This is a genomic window from Nocardia sp. NPDC127526 (assembly GCF_042672265.1).
Lineage (GTDB): Bacteria > Actinomycetota > Actinomycetes > Mycobacteriales > Mycobacteriaceae > Nocardia.
In genome coordinates this window covers 1-20,150 of record NZ_JBHXVO010000049.1, presented here as the reverse complement: position 1 = coordinate 20,150, position 20,150 = coordinate 1, and the positions used below count along the sequence as shown (strand labels likewise).

Annotated in this window: 24 protein-coding genes and 1 riboswitch; of the genes, 9 read left to right on the top strand and 15 right to left on the bottom strand. The window is 69.1% G+C overall.

The window, feature by feature from the left end:
• Positions 1–993 (bottom strand): alpha/beta hydrolase family protein, encoded by a 993-nt coding sequence (locus ACFVIV_RS37730; protein ID WP_379204914.1) that lies wholly within the window; start codon positions 991–993, stop codon positions 1–3.
• 403 nt (positions 994–1,396) lie between these two features.
• Between ACFVIV_RS37730 and ACFVIV_RS37725 the strand changes: the two genes are divergently transcribed.
• From ACFVIV_RS37725 to ACFVIV_RS37715, 3 genes are all read left to right on the top strand, one after another.
• Positions 1,397–2,575 (top strand): winged helix DNA-binding domain-containing protein, encoded by a 1,179-nt coding sequence (locus ACFVIV_RS37725; protein WP_379204913.1) that lies wholly within the window; start codon positions 1,397–1,399, stop codon positions 2,573–2,575.
• Between the two features lie 127 nt (positions 2,576–2,702).
• Entirely contained in the window at positions 2,703–3,188 is a 486-nt protein-coding gene (locus ACFVIV_RS37720) for a tellurite resistance TerB family protein (RefSeq protein WP_379204911.1), read from the top strand.
• Positions 3,189–3,283: 95 nt separating this feature from the next.
• On the top strand, positions 3,284–3,463 hold the full coding sequence (locus ACFVIV_RS37715) for a hypothetical protein (RefSeq protein ID WP_379204910.1): 180 nt from the start codon (positions 3,284–3,286) through the stop codon (positions 3,461–3,463).
• Between the two features lie 30 nt (positions 3,464–3,493).
• On the opposite strand, the gene nadC is transcribed toward ACFVIV_RS37715, so the two are convergent.
• From nadC to ACFVIV_RS37700, 3 genes are read right to left on the bottom strand one after another with little or no spacing between them, the layout of a single operon-like run.
• Positions 3,494–4,354 (bottom strand): carboxylating nicotinate-nucleotide diphosphorylase, encoded by an 861-nt coding sequence (gene nadC / locus ACFVIV_RS37710; RefSeq protein ID WP_379204908.1) that lies wholly within the window; start codon positions 4,352–4,354, stop codon positions 3,494–3,496.
• Entirely contained in the window at positions 4,354–5,940 is a 1,587-nt protein-coding gene (locus ACFVIV_RS37705) for an L-aspartate oxidase (protein ID WP_379204907.1), read from the bottom strand. Before ACFVIV_RS37705 ends, nadC begins: the two co-directional genes overlap by 1 nt.
• A complete protein-coding gene (locus ACFVIV_RS37700) occupies positions 5,940–6,275 on the bottom strand; it encodes a hypothetical protein (protein ID WP_379204905.1) in 336 nt (111 codons plus the stop codon). The genes ACFVIV_RS37705 and ACFVIV_RS37700 overlap by 1 nt, the downstream gene beginning before the upstream one ends.
• A 60-nt stretch (positions 6,276–6,335) precedes the next feature.
• Between ACFVIV_RS37700 and ACFVIV_RS37695 the strand changes: the two genes are divergently transcribed.
• Positions 6,336–6,554 carry a cold-shock protein gene (locus ACFVIV_RS37695; RefSeq protein WP_379204903.1) on the top strand — a complete coding sequence of 73 codons (219 nt, stop codon included), beginning with the start codon at positions 6,336–6,338 and terminating at the stop codon, positions 6,552–6,554.
• Positions 6,555–6,574: 20 nt separating this feature from the next.
• Here ACFVIV_RS37695 and nadA read toward each other — a convergent pair whose 3' ends face one another.
• Positions 6,575–7,612, bottom strand: coding sequence for a quinolinate synthase NadA (gene nadA / locus ACFVIV_RS37690; protein WP_379204901.1), 1,038 nt, complete (start codon positions 7,610–7,612; stop codon positions 6,575–6,577).
• Between the two features lie 79 nt (positions 7,613–7,691).
• Between nadA and ACFVIV_RS37685 the strand changes: the two genes are divergently transcribed.
• Positions 7,692–8,441 (top strand): NUDIX domain-containing protein, encoded by a 750-nt coding sequence (locus ACFVIV_RS37685; protein ID WP_379204899.1) that lies wholly within the window; start codon positions 7,692–7,694, stop codon positions 8,439–8,441.
• A 12-nt stretch (positions 8,442–8,453) separates the two neighbouring features.
• Here the strand turns inward: ACFVIV_RS37685 and ACFVIV_RS37680 are convergent, their stop codons facing one another.
• From ACFVIV_RS37680 to bioB, 5 genes are all read right to left on the bottom strand, one after another.
• On the bottom strand, positions 8,454–8,987 hold the full coding sequence (locus tag ACFVIV_RS37680; RefSeq protein WP_379204897.1) for a DUF1353 domain-containing protein: 534 nt from the start codon (positions 8,985–8,987) through the stop codon (positions 8,454–8,456).
• Between the two features lie 129 nt (positions 8,988–9,116).
• A complete protein-coding gene (locus ACFVIV_RS37675) occupies positions 9,117–9,299 on the bottom strand; it encodes a hypothetical protein (RefSeq protein WP_379204895.1) in 183 nt (60 codons plus the stop codon).
• 101 nt (positions 9,300–9,400) lie between these two features.
• A complete protein-coding gene (locus ACFVIV_RS37670; RefSeq protein WP_379204894.1) occupies positions 9,401–10,117 on the bottom strand; it encodes a DUF2567 domain-containing protein in 717 nt (238 codons plus the stop codon).
• On the bottom strand, positions 10,117–10,332 hold the full coding sequence (locus tag ACFVIV_RS37665; protein ID WP_379204941.1) for a hypothetical protein: 216 nt from the start codon (positions 10,330–10,332) through the stop codon (positions 10,117–10,119). Before ACFVIV_RS37665 ends, ACFVIV_RS37670 begins: the two co-directional genes overlap by 1 nt.
• 42 nt (positions 10,333–10,374) lie before the next feature.
• Positions 10,375–11,412, bottom strand: coding sequence for a biotin synthase BioB (gene bioB, locus ACFVIV_RS37660; protein ID WP_379204892.1), 1,038 nt, complete (start codon positions 11,410–11,412; stop codon positions 10,375–10,377).
• Positions 11,413–11,519: 107 nt separating this feature from the next.
• Between bioB and ACFVIV_RS37655 the strand changes: the two genes are divergently transcribed.
• The 4 genes from ACFVIV_RS37655 (at position 11,520) to ACFVIV_RS37640 (ending at position 15,141) form a co-directional block, all read left to right on the top strand.
• Positions 11,520–12,104, top strand: a complete 585-nt coding sequence (locus tag ACFVIV_RS37655; RefSeq protein WP_379204890.1) for a TetR/AcrR family transcriptional regulator C-terminal domain-containing protein — start codon at positions 11,520–11,522, stop codon at positions 12,102–12,104.
• Between the two features lie 66 nt (positions 12,105–12,170).
• Positions 12,171–12,243: riboswitch (cobalamin riboswitch) on the top strand.
• Positions 12,244–12,299: 56 nt separating this feature from the next.
• Positions 12,300–13,331: a FecCD family ABC transporter permease gene (locus ACFVIV_RS37650; protein WP_379204888.1), complete on the top strand. Its 1,032-nt coding sequence runs from the start codon at positions 12,300–12,302 to the stop codon at positions 13,329–13,331.
• The gene (locus tag ACFVIV_RS37645) at positions 13,328–14,119 is read left to right on the top strand and encodes an ABC transporter ATP-binding protein (protein ID WP_379204887.1); all 792 of its coding nucleotides are present in this window, start codon (positions 13,328–13,330) and stop codon (positions 14,117–14,119) included. The genes ACFVIV_RS37650 and ACFVIV_RS37645 overlap by 4 nt, the downstream gene beginning before the upstream one ends.
• Positions 14,120–14,121: 2 nt before the next feature.
• On the top strand, positions 14,122–15,141 hold the full coding sequence (locus ACFVIV_RS37640; protein WP_379204885.1) for an ABC transporter substrate-binding protein: 1,020 nt from the start codon (positions 14,122–14,124) through the stop codon (positions 15,139–15,141).
• Here ACFVIV_RS37640 and ACFVIV_RS37635 read toward each other — a convergent pair whose 3' ends face one another.
• The 5 genes from ACFVIV_RS37635 to ACFVIV_RS37615 all read right to left on the bottom strand — a co-directional run bounded on the left by ACFVIV_RS37635 (position 15,142) and on the right by ACFVIV_RS37615 (position 20,070).
• Positions 15,142–16,290 carry an alpha/beta fold hydrolase gene (locus ACFVIV_RS37635; protein WP_379204883.1) on the bottom strand — a complete coding sequence of 383 codons (1,149 nt, stop codon included), beginning with the start codon at positions 16,288–16,290 and terminating at the stop codon, positions 15,142–15,144.
• A 48-nt stretch (positions 16,291–16,338) separates the two neighbouring features.
• The gene (locus ACFVIV_RS37630) at positions 16,339–16,818 is read right to left on the bottom strand and encodes an SRPBCC domain-containing protein (RefSeq protein WP_379204882.1); all 480 of its coding nucleotides are present in this window, start codon (positions 16,816–16,818) and stop codon (positions 16,339–16,341) included.
• A gap of 62 nt (positions 16,819–16,880) precedes the next feature.
• Positions 16,881–18,134, bottom strand: coding sequence for a sensor histidine kinase (locus ACFVIV_RS37625; RefSeq protein WP_379204880.1), 1,254 nt, complete (start codon positions 18,132–18,134; stop codon positions 16,881–16,883).
• Positions 18,131–18,799, bottom strand: coding sequence for a response regulator transcription factor (locus ACFVIV_RS37620; RefSeq protein ID WP_379204879.1), 669 nt, complete (start codon positions 18,797–18,799; stop codon positions 18,131–18,133). Before ACFVIV_RS37620 ends, ACFVIV_RS37625 begins: the two co-directional genes overlap by 4 nt.
• 17 nt (positions 18,800–18,816) lie before the next feature.
• Positions 18,817–20,070, bottom strand: a complete 1,254-nt coding sequence (locus ACFVIV_RS37615; protein WP_379204877.1) for a DUF1501 domain-containing protein — start codon at positions 20,068–20,070, stop codon at positions 18,817–18,819.
• Between the last annotated feature and the right edge of the window lie 80 nt (positions 20,071–20,150).

Here is a 20,150-nt window from a genome sequence, read left to right as displayed (position 1 = left end):
TCAGCCCGCGCACACGGCATTCGGCGGGGCCGGCGGCGCGGTGTCGACGCCGCGCGCCAGATCGATCAGATAGTCGTGGTCACCGCCGGTCACCGGTTCCGTGCCGAGCAGCAATCGTTCGACGACACAGCCGGATTCGAAGAACGCCGGGCTCGGACCGTGAAATCCGGGAACCACGCGACCGTCCGGATCACGCCCGGACACAACGGTATACACCGACACCGGCTTACCGCTGAGCGCGAGCGCGGTCCGCATCTCGACGGTGGTCGGATACGGCACCACCGCGTCATCCGTGCCGTGCACGAGCAGCGTGCGCCGCACATTGATGCGCCCCGCCAGCAGTGCCGGTGAGCGCTCGGCATACGCCTGCGGGCACAGCACCGGCGCGCACCCGCCCGCATCCCGCTCGATCTGCGCTCGCATGTTCCCGTTCAGCAGAGCGGCTTTCAACCACGCGCTGAAGCTGTCCGCATGCCCGAAGGTGTCGACCCAATAGTCGAAGGTCCCCGGCGGCGCATAAGCCGCCGCGAGCCCACTGGTGATACCGCCCTGACTCCACCCCCACAGCACGGTCCGCCCGATCCCCGGATTCTCCCCGCGATACCACTGCGTGGCCGCCACCGTATCCCGCCACCCGGCCCACACATTCCACTCCCCCGTACGCCAGCCACTCACAGCGGACCGCTGATCCATAGCCAGCACCGGCGTCCCCGTCCGCCGCGCCAGCCCCACGAGGTAATCGCCGAAATCCTCGGACCCCCTGCCATACCCGTGCACCGCGACAATCAGATCCCGCACCGGCCCACCCGGCTCGTACACCCGCCCCGTGGCCTCCTCACCATCCACGATCAGCGTCACCGGCCGCACCCCCACCCCGGAACCATCCGGCTCGGCCGACACCGCGGGCATCGCCACCACCAGCGCGGCAACCGAGGTCAGCACCGCTCCGAAGATCGCCGAGAACCGCGACCGCACCCGCATGAGCGTGATCATCGCACGGCCGCCACACCGAGCCCGGCCACCGCGCCGCAACCGCCGGGCGCTCGATCGATCTCCCGCGTAGCGACGCGCCCTCACCCATCCGCCCGCACGCCCCTCGTCATTCCGGCGCGCTTTTGGCCGGAATCTCACCCGTCGTGGGAGATCCCGGCCAAAAGCATGCCGGGATGACGAATAGGGGTTCCGTCCCGCGGCGGGGAGTTCCTTGCCATGTGACGGGAGTCCCGCCATGCGACGAGAATTCCCGCCATGCGACGGGCGTTCCTGTCGTACGCGACGGGCGTTCCTGTCGTACGCGACGGGCGTTCCTGTCGTACGCGGCAGGAGTTCCTGTCGTACGCGGCGGCCGGGTCGGCGTAGCGCGGCCGTTGTCGGCGCCGGCGGCTACGATTCGCGCATGCGTTCGATGGATGCCGCGGAGCGGCGGGCTCGGCTGGCGGTGCGGCATCGGCTGGCGACACCGGTGCGCACCGATGATGTCGATGAGATCGTGCGGTCCATGGTGGTGCTGCATGCCACCGATCCGGCCACGGTCTATTTGTCTGTCGCGGCGCGCTCGCGGTCCATCGAGCCGGGGCATGTGGAGAAGGCGCTGTACGAGGATCGGACGTTGCTGCGCCTGCTGGCCATGCGGCGCACCATGTTCGTCGCGCCGATCGAGTTGTTGCCCGCGTTGCAGGCGTCGTGCGCGGACGCGCTGGCGCACAAGCAGCGCAAGACCTACAGCCGTTACCTCGAACAAGCCGGAGCGGTGGACGGCGATATCGCCGCCTGGTGGGCCGAGGTCGAGGCGGAGACCCATCGGGCCCTGCTCACCCGGGGTAGCGCCACCGGCGCCCAGTTGAGCAAGGATGTGGCCCGGCTGCGCACCCAGGTCGACACCGCCCCGGGCAAGCCGTATTCGAAGCCGACCAATATCACAACGTGGGTCCTGGTGACACTGGGCGCGGAAGGCCGCATTGTCCGCGGCCGCCCGAACGGCAGCTGGTCCAGTAGTCAGTACACCTGGGCGCCCATCGAATCCTGGCTCCCCGCGGGCATTCCGGAGATGCCCGTCGAGGAGGCGCGCGCCGAGCTGGTGCGAAAGTGGTTGTACGCCTTCGGTCCCGCGCCCGTGAGCGATATCAAGTGGTGGACCGGGTGGACTGTCGGTGAGGTCCGGAAGGCCCTCGCTCAGGTGAAGACGGTCGAGGTGGATCTGGACGGCGGCACCGGGCTGGTGCTCGCCGACGATCTCGATCCGGTGCCCGCGCCCGAACCGTGGGCGGCGCTGCTGCCGGCGCTGGATCCGACGCCCATGGGCTGGCAGGCCCGCGACTGGTATCTCGGCGCGCACGCGCCGGCGTTGTTCGACCGCAATGGCAATGTCGGCCCGACCATCTGGTGGGACGGCCGGATCGTCGGTGGCTGGGCGCAGCGGCCCGACGGCGAAATCGTCTGGCGCCTCTTGGAAGACGTCGGCGCGGATGCGAAAGCGCTGATCGAGGCGGAGGCCGCGCGCATGACCGCGTGGTACGGCGAGGTGCGGCCCATCCCCCGCTTTCGCACGCCCCTGGAGCGCGAACTCACCGCGTGAGCGCCGTTTCGCGGTTACTCGAAAGTAGGTCTGCTGACCGATTGTCGGCGAATAAATTCGCAGGCACCTACCGGGCGGCAGACTGTTAGGGTGCGGTTGGTATATCAGCGCGTATTCGGAGTGTGTCATGGCCTTCCTGCACCGTCTCGTCTCCAACGCCCACTCGATCAGCCGGTTGCTGGAGAGCGCGCCGAAGTGGCGTGAGCAGTTGCTCACCAAGCGGAACGAGTTGCGGGGCGGGTCTTTCCGGGACGCGACCATGGGGATTTGCGCACTCGTCGCGGCGGCCGACGGCAGTATCGATCCGGACGAGCGGATGCGGGTGGCGCAGTTGATCGGCGCGGACCCGATATTGCAGCACTTTCCGACCGATGAATTGCGAAATCTGTTCGAGGACAATTGCAATCGGATCACCATGGATCCGGCCTTCGGACGCGCCTATGTGATGCAGCAGATCGCCAAGGCCACCGGGAAAGCCACCGAGGCGCGCGCGGTCGTGCAGATCGGCATCATGATCGGCAATGCCGACGGCAGCTTCGACGCCCATGAGGTGGCGGCGGTGCAGGAAGCCTGTCAGGTGCTGCATCTGGATCCGCGGGAATTCGGTTTGTAAAGACCGCTTACCGGCTGGTTGCTCCGTTTTCGGGACAGATCCCGCGGCAGGTCCCAAGATATTTGGGAATCCCACTAGCCGCGAGGTGTATCAGCATGGCGTTTCGTGCGTTATTCCTGAATGTGGTCCTCGACAATGTCGCCCCCGAGCGAGGCTGGCGGTACTGCGGCTTCTGCGGCGGGGGCGGAAAACTGTTCGGCGACGACGGGTCGTACAGCTGGTGCCCGGATTGCGGCGGTTGCGGGACGATCAACGAACCCAGCTACCGCCGCTGAGGCGGAATCACATATCCGGGCCCGGATCCGTCACATATCCAGGCCGAGATCCAGGACGCGCACCGAGTGGGTGAGCGCGCCGACGGCGAGGTAGTCGACGCCCGTGCGGGCGTAATCGGCCGCGTCCGCCAGCGTCAGACCACCGGAGGATTCCAGTTTCGTCCGTGGTGAGCGGGTGTTGCGGCGCTGCACGGCGGCCTGGGTGGCCCACAGCGGGAAGTTGTCCAGCAGGACCAGTTCCACATCCTCGCCGAGGACGGCGTCGAGCTGTTCGAGGCTGTCGACCTCGACCTCGCATTCGATGTCCGGGTTCAGTTCGCGGACCGCGCGCAGGGCATTGACCACGGAACCGGCCGCGACCACATGGTTGTCCTTGATGAGCGCGGCGTCGCCGAGACCCATGCGGTGGTTGACGCCGCCGCCGACCCGGACCGCGTACTTCTGCAAACCTCGCAAACCGGGCAAAGTCTTGCGGCTGTCGCGGATTCGGCAGCTCGTGCCCTCCACCGCGTCGACCCACGCCGAGGTCGCGGTGGCGATACCGGACAAATGACACACGAGGTTGAGCATGGTGCGCTCGGCGGTGAGCAGGCCGCGAGTCGGGGCCACCAGGCGCAGCACCGTGTCGCCCGGCTGCACGCGGGTGCCGTCGGCCACCCGCTCGGTGATCTCGTAGTTGCCCGCGCCGATCACCTCGTCGAGCACCAGCAGGCCGACATCGAGGCCGGCAATGGTGCCCGGCTGCCGGGACGCCATGGCCGCCTTCGCCACCGCATCGGCGGGAACCGTTGCGAGCGTGGTGATATCGGGCCCGTACCGCAAATCCTCGTCGAGGGCCGTGCGGATGAGCGCGAGCACCTCGTCGCGATCGAGTCCGGCGTCGAGGGCCATTACTGCACTCCTTCTTCGATAACTCGTTGCGGCCGGCCGTCGGCTCCGAGCCGCACCGCAATGGACCGCCGCAGCTCGTCCCGGGCCTCCGGATGATCGGAACGGGTATGGCAGCCGCGGCTTTCGGTGCGCGCGGACGCCGCCAGCAGCAGCGCCCGGGCGGTCAGCGTGAGCGCCGCATCCTCCAGATCGCGAATGGCGGCGGCCGGATTCGCGTGCACCACCTCGTCGGTCGCACTGTTGTCGGCAATGAGGCCCATCAACCGCAGCACCGCACCGCGCAGGCCGTCGCCGTCGCGGACCACGGCCGCGTGCTGGGTCATCAACTCCTGCAACAGCTTCCGGTCTGCGCGCGGGTAAGCGCGCACGGTGACCTCGCCGATCCGCTCGGCCGCACCGAGCCGCTCGACCGCCGCGGCCCCGACGCGCCCGCCGACCACCAGACCCTCCAGCAGGCTGTTGGAGGCGAGCCGGTTGGCGCCGTGCAGCCCGGTGCGCGCCGCCTCACCGGCGGTGAACAGACCGGGAACCGTTGTGCGGCCGTGGGTATCGGTCACCACACCGCCGCACTGAAAGTGCGCGGCCGGGGCGACCGGAATGAGATCGGCGCGCGGATCGATTCCGGCGGCCCGGCACGACGCCGTGATCGTGGGGAACCGCTGTTCGAACCCCGCCAGGGCGCGCGCGTCCAGATACACATGATCGGCGCCGAGGTCGCGCATGCGCGCCGTAATGGCCTTCGAGACGATATCGCGCGGAGCCAGATCGCCCCGCGGATGCACCCCCGCCATCACCGACTCCCCCAGGGAATCAACGAGAATCGCGCCCTCCCCGCGCACCGCCTCACTGATAAGCGGCCGCCGGCCCACCCCGCCCGGGGTGAACAGCACGGTGGGATGGAACTGCACGAACTCCAGATCCGACACCACCGCCCCGGCCCGCAAGGCCAGCGCGATCCCATCGGCGGTCGCACCCGCCGGATTGGTGCTGCACGCGTACAACTGCCCGCACCCACCGGTCGCCAGCAGCACCGCGGGCGCATGCACGAGGCCGAACCCCTTGTCCGACACCGCGATCACGCCCCGCACCCCTTCGGGCCCGGTCACGATATCCACGACGGCGGTCCCGAACATGACCGGCAGCCCGGCCGCATTCAATGCCCGCTGCACCTCGGCCCCGGTGGCGTCCCCACCGGCGTGAATGATCCGCCGCGTACTGTGCCCGCCCTCCCGGGTCCGCGACACCTGCCCGTCCCGGCCCTGATCGAACACCGCGCCCAGCGCGGTCAGCGCCTCGACGGCCTCCACCCCGCCCTCGACGATCGACCGCACCGCCTCGACCTCACACAGCCCCGCCCCGGCGACCACGGTGTCCTCGACATGCGATTCCACCGAGTCCCCGTGCGGCGCAACCACGGCGATCCCGCCCTGCGCATACTGCGTGGACGTATCGTTCGGCCCGCCCTTGCTGAGCACCAGCACCCGCAGCCCGCGCAGCGCGGCGGTCCGCGCGGCCGTCAGCCCCGCAACCCCACCGCCCACCACGACGAGATCCGCCTCGGCCTCCCACGCGATCGAATTGTTCATCACCGCTCACTCCCCCGCCACAGGGCGGAATCCTGGGTCGCCCACCACAACGCGGGGAATTTGGACGCCGGGCGCGCCGCGCCGTCCCCGGTCAACGCGCTGCCCGCGTGGTCCGACCGCACCGCGACCGCCACGCGTGCGGCCCGCGAATCCACCGAATGTCCTTGCGGCGCAGTCATAGCGGCCCCGCTCCGCATGGAGGTGTCGGCCGCCCCGTTCTCGTCGAGCGCCCGCAGCTCCCGCAACGCAGTGGTCCGGGCGGCCGTCAGACCCGCCCGGTCGCCGACCATGTCGAGGTCGGCGGCCTCGGCTTCCCACTCGATAGTGATGGCCATCGTTACTCGTTTCTCCGCCGTGCGGCGCGTTTCCCCGCCGCCGGATGCCATGATCGGGGGATGGCAGCGGGGATCGTGAAGTTCTACAACGCTGAAAAGGGCTGGGGTGCGATCAGTTCGCCGGAGTTGCCGCCCGGGTGCGACGCCTGGGTGCACTTCAGTGCCATCGAAGGCGACGGTTTCCGCGAACTGGCGGCCGGTGAGCGCGTCAGCTTCGAATACGAGGCCGCTCGGCAGGACAGCTTCCGCTATCGAGCGACCGTCGTACACAGGTACTGACGCGCCCGCGGGCGACATCGTTACTCCCCGCCGCCCGGGTTGCCGATCTCGATCATGCGCTGGACCGAATTGCGGGCCAGGGCGGCGGTTTCGAGGTCGACGTGCACTTCGTCGCGGTTCTCCACCAGGCAGCGGAGCAGGGCGGCGGGGGTGATCATCTTCATGTACTTGCAGGAGGCGCGGTCGTTCACGGCCTGGAAGTCGATGCCGGGGGCGGCCTTGCGCAGCTGGTGCAGCATGCCGACCTCGGTGGCCACCAGGACCTGGGAGGACTTCGCCGCCTTGGCGGCGTCGATCATGCCGCCGGTGGACAGGATGTGCACGCGGTCGGCGGGGAACTCGCCGGCGCCGGCCAGGTAGAGGGCCGAGGTGGCGCAACCGCATTCGGGGTGCACGAACAGTTCGGCGTCCGGATGGGTGCGGGCCTGCTCGTTGAGCTCGTCGCCGTTGATGCCGGCGTGCACGTGGCATTCGCCCATCCAGATGTGCATGTTCTCGCGGCCGGTGACGCGCTTGACGTGCGCGCCGAGGAACTGGTCGGGCAGGAACAGCACTTCGCGGTCGGGATCGATGGAGGCGACCACGTCGACGGCATTGGAGGACGTGCAGCAGATATCGGTCAGCGCCTTCACCGCGGCGGTGGTGTTCACGTAGGAGACCACCAGTGCGCCCGGGTGTTCGTCCTTCCAGGCGCGTAGCTCGTCGGCGGTGATGGAGTCGGCCAGCGAGCAGCCGGCCCGCTGGTCCGGGATGAGCACCGTCTTCTCGGGGCTGAGGATCTTGGCGGTCTCGGCCATGAAGTGCACGCCGCAGAACACGATGGTGTCCTCGGGCGCCTCGGCGGCGATCCGGGACAGGGCGAGGGAGTCGCCCACGTGGTCGGCGACATCCTGGATCTCGGGCAGCTGGTAGTTGTGCGCCAGGATGGTGGCATTGCGCTCGCGCGCCAGTCGCTTGATCTCCTGCGCCCACTCGGGAGTGGCATCGATGCCGGTGAATCCCGACGGCCCGTCCGCGATGCGCTCCGCGAGCGTCATCGTCGCACCTAGTGCAGCCATGGCATGGCTCCTTCTCTCATGCGCGCTCGGCCACTTCGCCGATTCGCATACAACCGGTTTTCGACTTAGAATCGAAAACGTGGCCCATCGTAGCACCATCCACGAAACGCTCACCGCGGTGTTCCAGGTTCGCCGCTTCCCCGAGAGCATCACCGCAGGTGAGAGCGTTTCCGTACCCGCCGGCACCCGCTGCCCGGCCGGATATCGAACCGAACTGGCGGTGCTGCTGTGGGAGCGCGCGCTGGATCCGGCCAAGGGCACCTGGTCGCTCCCGGGCGGTCGCCTGCGCGATGACGAGGACCTCGACACCTCGGCCGCGCGGCAGCTCGCCGAGAAGGTGGATGTACGCGAACTCAATCACCTGGAACAGATTTCGGTCTTCAGCAATCCGGACCGGGTGCCGGGCGATCGCCGGATCGCCTCGGCCTACCTGGGTTTGGTGCCGCTGACCGCCGACCCGCAACTGCCCTCCGATACGCGTTGGCATCCGGTGTCGGCGCTGCCGGACATGTCCTTCGACCACGCCATCCTGGCCCAGCACGCCCGCACCCGGCTGGCGGCGAAACTGTCCTACACCAATATCGCCTTCGCCCTCGCACCCAAGCATTTCACCATGTCCACCCTGCGCGAAATCTACTGCGCGGCACTGGGTTACGACGTGGACACCACGAACCTGCAACGAGTCCTGTCCCGCCGCAAGGTGATCACCCCGACCGGCGACACGGCCTCCCCCGGCCGCGCGGGCGGCCGCCCCGCCGCCGTCTACCGCTTCACCGACTCCGGCATCCGCGTCACCGACGAATTCGCCGCCCTGCGCCCACCGACCTGAGCCGCGAAACCCTCAGTCCGCCTTGAGTTCCGGCCCCGGCGCGGGTCGTTCGGTGCGCTGGGCCAGGCGCGAGACGGCCCAGAATCCCAGTTCCACGAACCAGAAGATCAGCAGCGCGAGGTGGATCACCGCGACCGGGATGGCGAGGAACAGCACGGACAGCACGGCGATGAACACGAGCAGCGCGAACTCTCCCGGTTCGATTCCGGCCAGTCGCGAGGCGAAACGCACGGCCGCCCACATCATCCAGCGGCGCGGCACCGAGACCCCGGCCTCGCGCAGGGCGCGCCGGAACAAGCCGTCCGCATCGGCCTTGGACACCATCGCGGATCGAATGAGGTAGTCGTGCAGGATCGCGGCGCGGGTGTAGACGCCGTAGCGGGGGATCAGCCACACCAGGGCGCGGGGCACCGAGGCGAAATCGGTGCGGAAGCCGAAGGGCACCGCGAACTCCCGCTCCTCGGCCCGATAGACCAGAGGCTCCCGCAGGAGCCAAAACCCGCCCTCGATCTCCTCGACTACCGGTCCACCGCCTACGAAACCCATGCCGATCGCCCCTTTGCCTGCCGCCGCCCGCCGCGCACCTTCAGGCTAAGGCCGGAAGGTGCAGGTCACAGCATATTTTGGGGCAACGTCGGGCTAATACACCGTCACGGAGTGATCACCGGCGCGGCGTCACCAGTCGCGATTGCGATGTTTGCGGCCGCGGCTGTAGCGGCGACCATTCGGAATGGGTTGCGCGGCATTGGAGCGGCGCACCTCGTGGCGGCGCCGCCAGGCCGCGAGATCGGCCCGTTCGGTGGCGGCGGGCGCATCATCCGCATGCGCCGAGCTATCAGCGTGACGGACGGCAGCCATGGCCGATCCCCCCTCCCGGATTCCGGTGAACAAGTCGCGGCAACGGTAGCCGGACCGTACCCGCGGCGGCCACCGAATTTCGGCGGCCCGGAGGGGCAACGTCAGCGGGAGGGGTCGGATTCCCGGACCTGGTCCGGCTTCTCGAACGGCACCACCGGATCGCGCGGGCCGAACGGCTGCGGGCTCCCCGGATACGGGCCGTAGCTGATGGCGGAGCCGTACTGTCCGGGCGCGGCGATCATCGGCTCCGGGCGCTGCCCGCCGAAGGGCAGGAACCGGCCGCTGCCCAGATCGTCGGAGGTGCTCAGCGAGGCCAGCACCAGCACCACGAACGCGGCGAGCAGCGGTTGCACGATGAGCGCCGGCCAGCCTTCGACCGTGGGCGCGAACTCGATGACGGTGTGCACCGCCGGATGGGCGGGCCGGCTGTGCAGCTGCTCGGCGATCGCCTCCCCCACGATGCGCATCAGCCACGCCCCGATCAGCGCACCCGCGAACACCCCGCCCAGCAGCACCGGCCCGCGCATGCTGCGCCAGCGCCAGGCCGCCGCGGTGCTGAGCACCGCGGTCACCGCGCCGATGAGAATGAAGATGGCGACCGCGTCGAAGCGGTGCATGCTCTCCCCCGTCAGCGCCGCCCCGCGATCGGGCTCGACCACCAGCAACTGTTCGGCCGGCGCGAGGAAGGCCCACACCACGCCGCCCACCATGCTGGCCACGCAACTGGCGGCGAACACCACCGCGGCCGCCCGGCCTTCCCGCCCCAATGCCCCGGCGCGGGAACCGGACTGCTCCCCCGCGGTGAATGCCGTTGCCACTAGCGGTGTTCCAGGCTCTTGGAGTCGAGCTCCCCGTGCCGGGAGCACTTGGCCCACCAGCCGTCGGGGCTGACCTGGACGATCATGCGCCGCCCGCAGTGCTCACAGAACCGCGGCGGCTCCAATCCCAGTGCGGCCGCGGCCGGCACCGGATCATCCAGCCCCGGAACCACCCGCTTGCCCGTGAAGGGGTTGTAGCGCTCCTCTATGTCCACGACCACCCCTGTAAGGTACCGGCTCTCCATAACCCGCTGCTGTCAGAGGGTTTCGTTCAGCGCCTTGATCGGCATCTTCAGCTCACCCAGCAGGTCCAGGTCCGCTTCGGCCGGGCGGCCCAGGGTGGTCAGGTAGTTGCCGACGATGACGGCGTTGATACCTCCCAGGATGCCCTGTTTGGCACCGAGATCGCCGAGGGTGATCTCGCGGCCGCCGGCGAAGCGCAGGATGGTGCGCGGCAAGGCGAGGCGGAAGGCGGCCACGGCGCGCAGGGCGTCGGCGGCGGGCAATACCTCGAGGTCGCCGAAGGGGGTGCCCGGGCGGGGGTTGAGGAAGTTCAGCGGGACCTCGTCGGGTTCCAGGGTGGCCAGCTGGGCGGCGAATTCGGCGCGCTGCTCCAGCGATTCGCCCATGCCGAGGATGCCGCCGCAGCACACCTCCATGCCGGCCTCGCGCACCATGCGCAGGGTGTCCCAGCGCTCCTCCCAGGTGTGGGTGGTGACCACGTTGGGGAAGTGCGACTTGGCCGTCTCGAGATTGTGGTTGTAGCGGTGCACGCCCATGGCGGCCAGCTGATCGACCTGTTCCTGGGTGAGCATGCCCAGCGAGCAGGCCACCTGGATGTCGACCTCGTTGCGAATGGCCTCGACGCCCGCGGCGACCTGCGCCATGAGCCGCGCGTCCGGGCCGCGCACGGCGGCCACGATGCAGAATTCGGTCGCGCCGGTCTTGGCGGTCTGCTTGGCCGCCTCGACCAGGCTCGGGATATCGAGCCAGGCCGCGCGCACCGGCGACTGGAAAAGGCCCGACTGCGAGCAGAAGTGGCAGTCCTCCGGGCAGCCGCCGGTCTTGAGGGAGATGATCCCCTCGACCTCGACCTCCGGTCCGCACCACTTCATGCGCACGTCGTGGGCCAGCCCGAGCAGCTCCTCGAGCCGGTCGTCACCCAGCCGCAGCACCTCGAGGGTCTGCTCCTGGGACAGGCCGACGCCCCGCTCGAGCACCTGCTCGCGGGCGATCGCCAGAATGTCTTCGCTTGCCGCACTGTCGGCTTCGGTCCTGACGGCTGCCTGGGTCATGTGCACGAATCCCTTCGTCCGGCCGATGCGGCCGAGCAACTTGAACGGTGTTCAGGGTAGGCTAGCAGTCCGGAAAGTGAGCCGAAACACGAAGGGCCAGGTTTTCAGTGCAACTGCACCGCACGGACGTCGTCGACGGAGCCATCGCCATCCTGGATCAGTACGGCCTAGCCGACCTGACCATGCGCCGCCTGGCGAGTTCGCTGCACGTCCAGCCCGGTGCGCTGTACTGGCACTTCCCCAATAAGCAGGCCCTGCTCGGCGCGGTCGCCGACCGCATCCTCGCCCCCATGGACGATCCGGTGGAATCCACCGAATGGTCCATCCAGCTGACCGAACTCGCCCACCGATTGCGCACCTGCCTGCTCGCCTACCGCGACGGGGCCGAACTCGTCTCGGCCACTTACGCTTCGCGGCTCACCACCAGCAAGGGTCGGGAACGCATGGCGGGCGCGGCGATTCGCGCGGGCATGACCCGCGAGGAAGCCGAACTGGCGGCGTACACGCTGCTCTACTACGTGCTCGGCCAGACCGTGGACGAGCAGTCACGGATCCAGATGGATTCGGCCGGCGCGCTGATCGAGGAGAACTCGCCGCTGCACGACACGGTCGATGCGACCGCCCGCTTCGATTTCGGGCTCCAGCTCTTCGTCAGCGGCGTGCGACATCTGCTGGGAACCCGCATCCGCTGAGCGCCCCGGCGGCGAACCCGGACCAGACCGCACGGTAGAGTTCGGCGCGTTATCCCTGGCGGGTGCGGGAATCCGGTGTGAATCCGGAACGGTCGCGCCACTGTGATCGAGCGGTCCACCACCGCCCGAGAGTCAGACCTCCCCCGCCGTGCAGTTGCTCTGGAGAGGCCGCGATTTGCCCGAAGAGGTTCGTTGATGAGCCGTGTCCGCGCGTCGATCGTGCTGCCCGTGCTCGGAGTGCTCTTGTTCTGCGCGATGGTGATCGCGACCGGATTCGGCGCCGAGAACATTCCGGTCCGGGATGTGGTGGAAGTGCTCACCCATCGCCTTACCGGGACCCGCTATGACATGGGCCTGGACACCATCGTCTGGCAATTGCGGGTCCCGCGCACCGTGCTCGCCGCAATTGTCGGCGCAGGTCTGGCGATCGCGGGCGCTGCCATGCAGACGCTGGTGCGAAACCCACTGGCCGATCCCTATCTATTGGGAGTGTCGTCGGGCGCCAGCACCGGAGCGGCGGCCGTCATCACCTCGGGCGTGTTCGCGGGCGCGGGCCTGTGGGCGCTGTCGGCGGGTGCGCTGACCGGAGCCTTGGTCGCCGCCGCGGCGGTGTTCGTGATCGCCCTCGCCCAAGGCGGCCTCACGCCGCTGCGGCTGGTCCTGACGGGAACGGTGCTGGCATCGGCCTTCGCGGCGCTGAGCAGCTATCTGATCTTCCGAAGCAGTGACCCGGCAGCGGCGCAGTCGGTGCTGTTCTGGCTGCTGGGCAGCCTCTCCGGCGCTGACTGGACCCGAATCCTGTTGCCCACCAGTGTGGTCGGCGTGGCTCTCGCCGCGCTGATGCTGGGCGCGAATTGGCTGGACGCGCTCAATATGGGCGCGGATACCGCCGCCTCGGTGGGCATTCCGGTACGAGAACTGCGGATCGCACTGTTCGTGCTGCTGGCCGTCCTGGTCGGAGTTCTCGTCGCGGTATCGGGCTGTATCGGCTTCGTCGGACTGGTGGTGCCGCACGCCGCGCGCCTGATGGTCGGCCCGCGCCACCGTGCCCTGCTCCCGGCCGCGGCGCTGTGCGGAGCACTGTTCCTGGTGGTCGCCGATGCCGCCACGCGAGTACTGGTCCGGCCGACCGAGATTCCGGTCGGGGTGCTGACCGGCTTGATCGGCGCACCGGCCTTCCTCCTGCTGATGGGTCGCCGCCGCTACCGCTTCGGAGCGACGGCATGAGCGCCGAGCCCGGCGTGGGTGCGCTCGAGGTCCGTGGACTTGCCTGTGCGGCGGGGCGGCGGACCGTGGTCAGCGGCGTGAATTTCGTTGTGCGGCCGGGTGAGACCGTGGGGATTGTCGGGCCGAATGGCAGTGGAAAGACGACGCTGTTGCGGACGCTGGCCGGGCTGGTTCGGCCGGTGGCCGGGGAAGTGCTGATCGATGGGCTTGCGCTGCATCGGTTTTCGGGGCGGGAGCGGGCGCGGCGGGTGGCGTTGGTGGCGCAGGATGAGCAGCCGGGGGCGGATCTGCTGGCGGGGGAAGTGGTGGCGTTGGGGCGGACGCCGTATTTGCCGCCGTGGGGCGGGGGTGGGCCGGAGGAGCAGGAGGTTGTCGAAGCAGCCTTGCGCAGTGTGGATTTGGCGGGGTTCGCGGGGCGGCAGGTGAATCGGTTGTCGGGTGGGGAGCGGCAGCGGGTGTTGCTGGCGCGGGCGCTGGTGCAGGAGACGCCGCTGTTGTTGTTGGACGAGCCGACCAATCATCTCGATATCACTCATCAGCTGGAATTGCTGGCGTTGGCGCGGGGGTTGGGGCGGACCGTGGTCATGAGTCTGCACGATCTGGCGTTGGCGGATCGGTATTGCGATCGGGTGCTCGTTGTTCACGCGGGACGGACGCAGCCGCTCGAATCGCCCGAGATCGCTTTGCGGCCAGAGGTTCTCGACACCGTGTTCGGGGTGCACGCCATTCGGGTGCCGCATCCCGAGACCGGGCTCTCTCATCTGCTTATCACTGCTCGAAAGGCATAGACATGCGAAATCTGACCCGTATTCTCACCGCCGCCGCGGTGGTGGCCGGTGTGGCGGGGTGCGGCGCGTCCGAGGAGCCGAAGGGCAATCTGACCCTCGCCAATTGTGGCGTCGACGCGCAGTTCCCGGCGCCCGCGCAGCGCCTGTTCGTCAATGACGGCAACCTGATTTCGATGGTGCTGGCACTGCAGGCGCAGGATCAGATTGCCGCGGTCTCGAGCATTCAGCGCGATGCCGACACCCTGCGCAGGCATTACGGCGATGCCGTGGACCAGCTGAATTCCGTTGCACCCGAATACCCGTCACGGGAGACGGTGCTGGCGCAACGCCCGGATGTGATGGTCGCGGGCTGGAACTACGGCTATTCGGAGGCCACGAATCTCACTCCGGAGTCCCTGCGCGCCGCCGGTGTCGCCCCGTACATCCTGACCGAGAGCTGCCGCCAGACCGACGGCCAGCGCGGCATCGTCGACGCGTGGACGGCCCTGGATAGCGATCTCGCCAATCTGGGCGCGATCACCGGTCATCAGGACCGCGCCGATGAGCTCACCGGCGATATCGACCGCCGTCTCGCCGCCCTGCGCGCCGCACCGCAGCCGGAGCGCCGCCCCACGGTATTCCTGTTCGACAGCGCCTCCGACACCATCTTCACCAGCGGCAAATTCGGTGCGCCGCAGGCCATCCTGGATGCCGCGGGCGCACGCAACGCACTCGAGGATGTCGAGGACACCTGGACCGCGGTGTCCTGGGAGCGTCTCGCGGCCGCCGACCCGGATGCCATCGTCTTCGTCGACTACCCGCCGCAGACCTTCCAGCAGAAGGTGGATCTGCTGCGCGGCAAGCCGGGCATTCAGAACCTGCGGGCCGTCACCGAGGGCCGGTTCCTCAATCTTCCCTATGCCCTGTGGACCAGTGGCCCGTTGAATATCGATGCGGCCGAGCAGGTTCGGGCGCAGCTGGAGCGATGGAATCTGGTTCCGGCCTCGGGGATCCGACCGGCGGCCGACGACGCGGTGCGCTGATCAGCGGCCGGTGATGGTGTTCAGCGCGGATTCGCGCTGAACCAGGCGGATGAATGGCACCACCTGCTGTTCGATGGCGGTGTTGTATTCCTCGGGGCGCTGAATCGGGTTGGCGTGGCCGGTGCTTCGCGTGGTGACCACCAGCAGGGTGCCGTTCACGCCGCCGACTCGTTCGATGAGCGCCCGGTGTGAGTAGTCGACGTCCACGATCGGGTCGCGGGCCGAATTGTGCGGGCGGATGAAGACGATGGCGGGCCGGGGTTTGCCGTGGGCGGGGGCGGCGAGGGCGTCCAGGTCGCCCGCCGCGCCGCCGGCGACGATGGCCCGGAACTGGGCGGCGATCAATCCGTTGCTGGCGACATCGGTGCTGAGGATCTTGTCGCGCAGGACTTCCTGGAGCACCTCCTCGAGCCGTTCGCGGCGTATCCCCCAGTGCCCGCCGAGGAATCGTTCGTGCCGGGCATAGGTTTCGACGGCCAGGCGCAGCAGCCGGCTCTCGCGGGCGCCGGGAACCCAGCCCGCCCAGCGCAGCATCTCCTCGCCTTGGTCGCGGCTTTCCGCGCGGACGGCGTGCAGGTCGACCGGCGTGCAATCCAGGATGACCGCGAGCACCTTTCGCGGACTGCCCAGGTGCAGATGCTTGGCGATCTCCAAGGCGATGACCCCGCCCATGCTGTGCCCCGACAGCACCACATTCGGCACCTTCGCCGCCTCGGTGACCTTGACGATGAGGTCGGCGATCACCTTGGTGTCGATACCGGTGTTGTCGTAGCGCACCGCCCACACCGACCCCAGCCGGCTCAGCGCCGGGAGCGCCCGGGCCGTCTCGGTGGCATCCAGCGCGCCCAACCCGACCAGATCGAAGACCGCGGTATCGGCCGCCCGTAGCTCCGCGGGCGCCCGGATCGGCACCACCGCGGGTTCGGTGCGCGCCAGCCGCGCCCGCTCGGGGGCCACGTCCCATTCCCAGTACTGCCCGAACAGCCCCAGCGCGATCAGCGGAATCAGGCTGGCGCGCAACACCATCCGCCGCGTGCGCCCCCACCGTCGCCATTCATGGCCGAGCCGTGTCTCGCGCAGCCGTGAGCGCCGCCGCTCATCGTCGTACTCGGCGGGCATGGACGGATACGGGTAATCCGGCAACGCCATACCAAACCAGGGTAGGCACCAAGCGTCGCCGTTTCAGCCGCGCCGGGCTCAGCTCTGCGGGGTCTCCGTCGCCGAGCGCTCCGCCAGTTCGGCGAGTTTCGCCAGCGACATGCGGAAACCGACTTCATTATCTGTAGCGGACAATCCGGGCGGCAGATTGTCGTGCCGGGCCATGACGCGGGTGCCGCCCGGCTCGTCGATCAACGTGTAGGTAATGGTCATCTCGCCCTGTAGCCGTGGGTCGTCGGTTTCGAACTCGACGACCTGGACGACTTCGGTATCGGGAACCAAGCGGGTGAAAGTGCCGTGGAAGGTGTCGGTGTGCGCGGAGGTCTTCCCGGTCCCGGTGGGGACGTCGTAGGTCAGCGATATCCGGAATCGCCCGCCCACATACGGATTGAATTCATGAATCCGGCTGGTCATCCCGTCCGGAACCATCCAGGTCCGCACCGACCGCGCATCCAGTAGCGCCCGAAAGACATTCGGTCGCAGTGCACTCACGAACCGCTCGACATGCGTGGAGGTCACATGCGTCACCATACGCCGGGCCGGACCGCCGCCCGGGCGGGTTCGGATTACTCGTGCGCTGGTCAAGCGCCCGGCACCGGCGGCAGGGTGAGGGTGGCGAGGGTCCCGCCGCCGGTGGCGGATCCGATTGTCACGGAACCGGAATGCACCTGCGCCACCCAGCGCACGATGGACAGTCCGATGCCGTGCCGCCCGTCCGCGCCGGTCACGCCGCGCTGGAACGGATCCGGCAGTGCCGGATTCACGCCCGGACCGTGGTCGCGCACGGTCACCCGGCCCGCGTGCACGCTCACCTCGATCGGCAGCGCGCCGTGCACCAGCGCATTGTCGATGAGGTTGCGGACGGCCAGGGCCAGCAGATCCGGGTCCGCGAGGACCTGCGTCGGCTCGGTCTCCACGACAATGCCGCTAATGCCGCATTCGGCGACCACGCCCTCGACCAGCTGATCCAGCCGCAGCCGTTGCGGATCGAGTTCGCCGAGACCGGTTTCGGTGCGGGTGCGGGCGAGCAGTCCGGTGACGAACCGGCCCATGCGGTCGGTGAGCGCGCGGGCATCGGTGACCGCGCGCCGGGTGTCGTCCGGATCGCGCAGCGCGGCATCGAGATACAGGCGCAGGGTGGCCAGCGGGGTGCGCAGTTCGTGCGCGGCGTCGGACAGGAAGCGTTCCTGTTCGTCGAGCATGCGGACCGCCGGGCGCATGCTCGCCCCGGACAGCAGGTGCCCGGCGCCGGCCGCCAGCGCGATGAGCGCGAGCCCGCCGAGTTCGAGGGCCAGCACCAGGCGGCGGTGATCGCGTTCCTCGGGTCCCGGATCGGTGGCGGCGAAAACCACCGCGCCGACGGTGTATTCGTCGTACCAGACCGGCGTGGCCGCCATCCGGGTCCGGTTCCCCGATCGATCGATCAAGGTGCTGAGCACCGTCTCCTCCGCGTCGGCCGCCTCCTGCGCCGCGCCGATCAGATCCGCGGGCAGCGCCGGGCGCTGATGCGCGAACCGCTCCTGCCACGGCCCATCGGGTGTGCGCGCCACCACCGCGACGGCGATCTCGCCCTGGGACAGGTCGTCGTAGCGCACCGACTCGAGATCGACGCTGTCGTCCTCGTTCCAATACACCACGCGCGCCAGCCCGGTGACGACCCGATCCACGCTGTCGTCGAGGGCACGGCTGCGGGAGCGCTCGTCGATGCCGGCCGCCACCACGCCCAGCACGATCAGGCAGATGGCGGTGATCGCCGTGAACAACGCCGTCAGCAGCAACCGCGTGCGCCGCAGCCGTCCCGGCGTGGTCGGCCGCGTCCCGCGCCAGGCGCTCACGACGCGATCATGAAACCGGCGCCGCGCACGGTTTCGATGAGCGGGGGTTCCCCGAGCTTGCGCCGCAGCTGGGCGATCACCACATCGACCACATTGGAGGCGGGTTCGGCCATTTCGTCCCAGCAGCATTCGATGAGCTCGGCCCGGCTGACCACGGTGCCCGCGCGCACGGCCAGCAGTTCCAGGACGCCGAACTCCTTGGGCGTCAAGGTGAGCAGCACGCCCGCGCGATGCACCCGGCGGCGCGGGCGATCCACCACGAGGTCGCCGACCACGGTGCGGGTCGGGGCCGGCAGTTCCCGGCGGCGGCACAGCGCGCCCACCCGGGCGGCGAGCTCGTCCATGGCGAAGGGTTTGACGACATAGTCGTCCGCGCCGTGCGCGAAGCCGTCGAGGCGATCGGCCAGAGCGTCGCGGGAGGTGAGGATGAGCACCGGCGTGCGCTGCCCGGACTCGCGCTGGGCGCGCACCAGATCCAGGCCGTCGCCATCGGGCAGGCCGCGGTCGATGACCAGGCAGTCGTAGGAGTTGACCGAGATCTTCAGATCGGCGTCGGCGTAGTCGCGGGCCAGGTCGGTGGCGAACCCGGCGGCGCGCAGCCCCGCGGCGACCTCGTCGCCGAGCTCTCGATCGTCCTCGCACACCAATACCCGCACCTGCGCCATTACAGCACCGCCGGAACTCATGCGGCCACGACCCCCGGGAGCGGCCGGGGCGCGCCCGGCAGGACGTCCCCGGCCGGGACGCCGAACCAGCTCTCGGCGATGGTGGCGTAGAACTCGGTCATGTTCACGGTGGCGCGCAGATTGTCATCGGCGTCGAGGGTCCGCAGGGCGGGCTGCTCACCGAAGACGCCCGCATTCGCAGGGCCGAGCAGCAGGGCGGTTCCGGCCGCCCCGTGGTCGAGACCGTCCGAACCGTTGTCCGGGACGCGGCGGCCGAACTCGCTGTAGGCGGCGATGAGCACCCGATCGGCGATACCGCGCGCGGCGAGGTCGGCGCGCAGCGCCGCCAGCGAGGCGTCCAGATCGCTCATGAGTTCCGCGTATCGCATCGGATGCTCGGTGTGCGTATCGAAGTCCGCGCCCATGGGCACGTGCACGATGCGCAGGCCGTGATTGTCATCGGCGAGCAGCCGTGCGGCCAAACGCAATTGGATTCCCAGGTCACTGTCCGGATAGCCGTCGGCAGCCGGAGACAGTGTGGCGGCCACATCCGAGAATCGCAGCGCCGCAGCGCTTCCGGCACGCGCGGCGGCGAACAGCGGTGCATCGGCACGATCGGGGTGAGCCATGGCCCGCTGCGCCGCCAGCCAGGCGGCGCGCACGTTCTCATCCTCGAAAACCGGGAACAGCCCGTCGTTTCCGGCATCCACCGAGAGCGTGGTGACACGTTCACACGCCAGCGCCTGCGTCGCCCCGATACCGAGCGCCACGCCGACCGCGGGCGCGCTCGGGTCGCCGAGGTGATCGCACAAGCGGCCCAGGAATCCGGTCCCCGGCCGCACGGTGCCCTCCGGGTCGCCGGTCTGCCAGCGGTGCAGCATTTCGAAGTGCGAGAGATCGGGTTTCGCGATGCCCACGCCCGGAACCACCGCGACTCCGGAGGCCGCGAGCTTGGTCAGCTCCGGATGCAGGCCGAGCGCGGCATCGAGGGGATGCACCCGGTCGGCGGCAATGGCGGTCGCGCGCCGCAGGTCATGGTAGCGAGAGTCGTTGTAGGGCACGGTCATCGACAGCCCATCGCTCCCACCGGCCATCTCGATCACCAGCAGGCGACGCTGGTCGAGTGCCGCCGCCCGCACGGGCGGCGGCGGAGTCCACGCCGGGGCGGAATCACGCCCGAGCAGCTCGTGCGCGGCGAATCCGCCCGCCGCACCGGCCAGCCCGACACCGAGACCCACGCGCAGCGCGGTGCGCCGATTCAGGGCAATCATGCGAATTCCTTTCCATGACAATGCGATGCCCGTCGCCGGCGACAATGCGATGCCCCTCGCCGGCGACAATGCGATGCCCC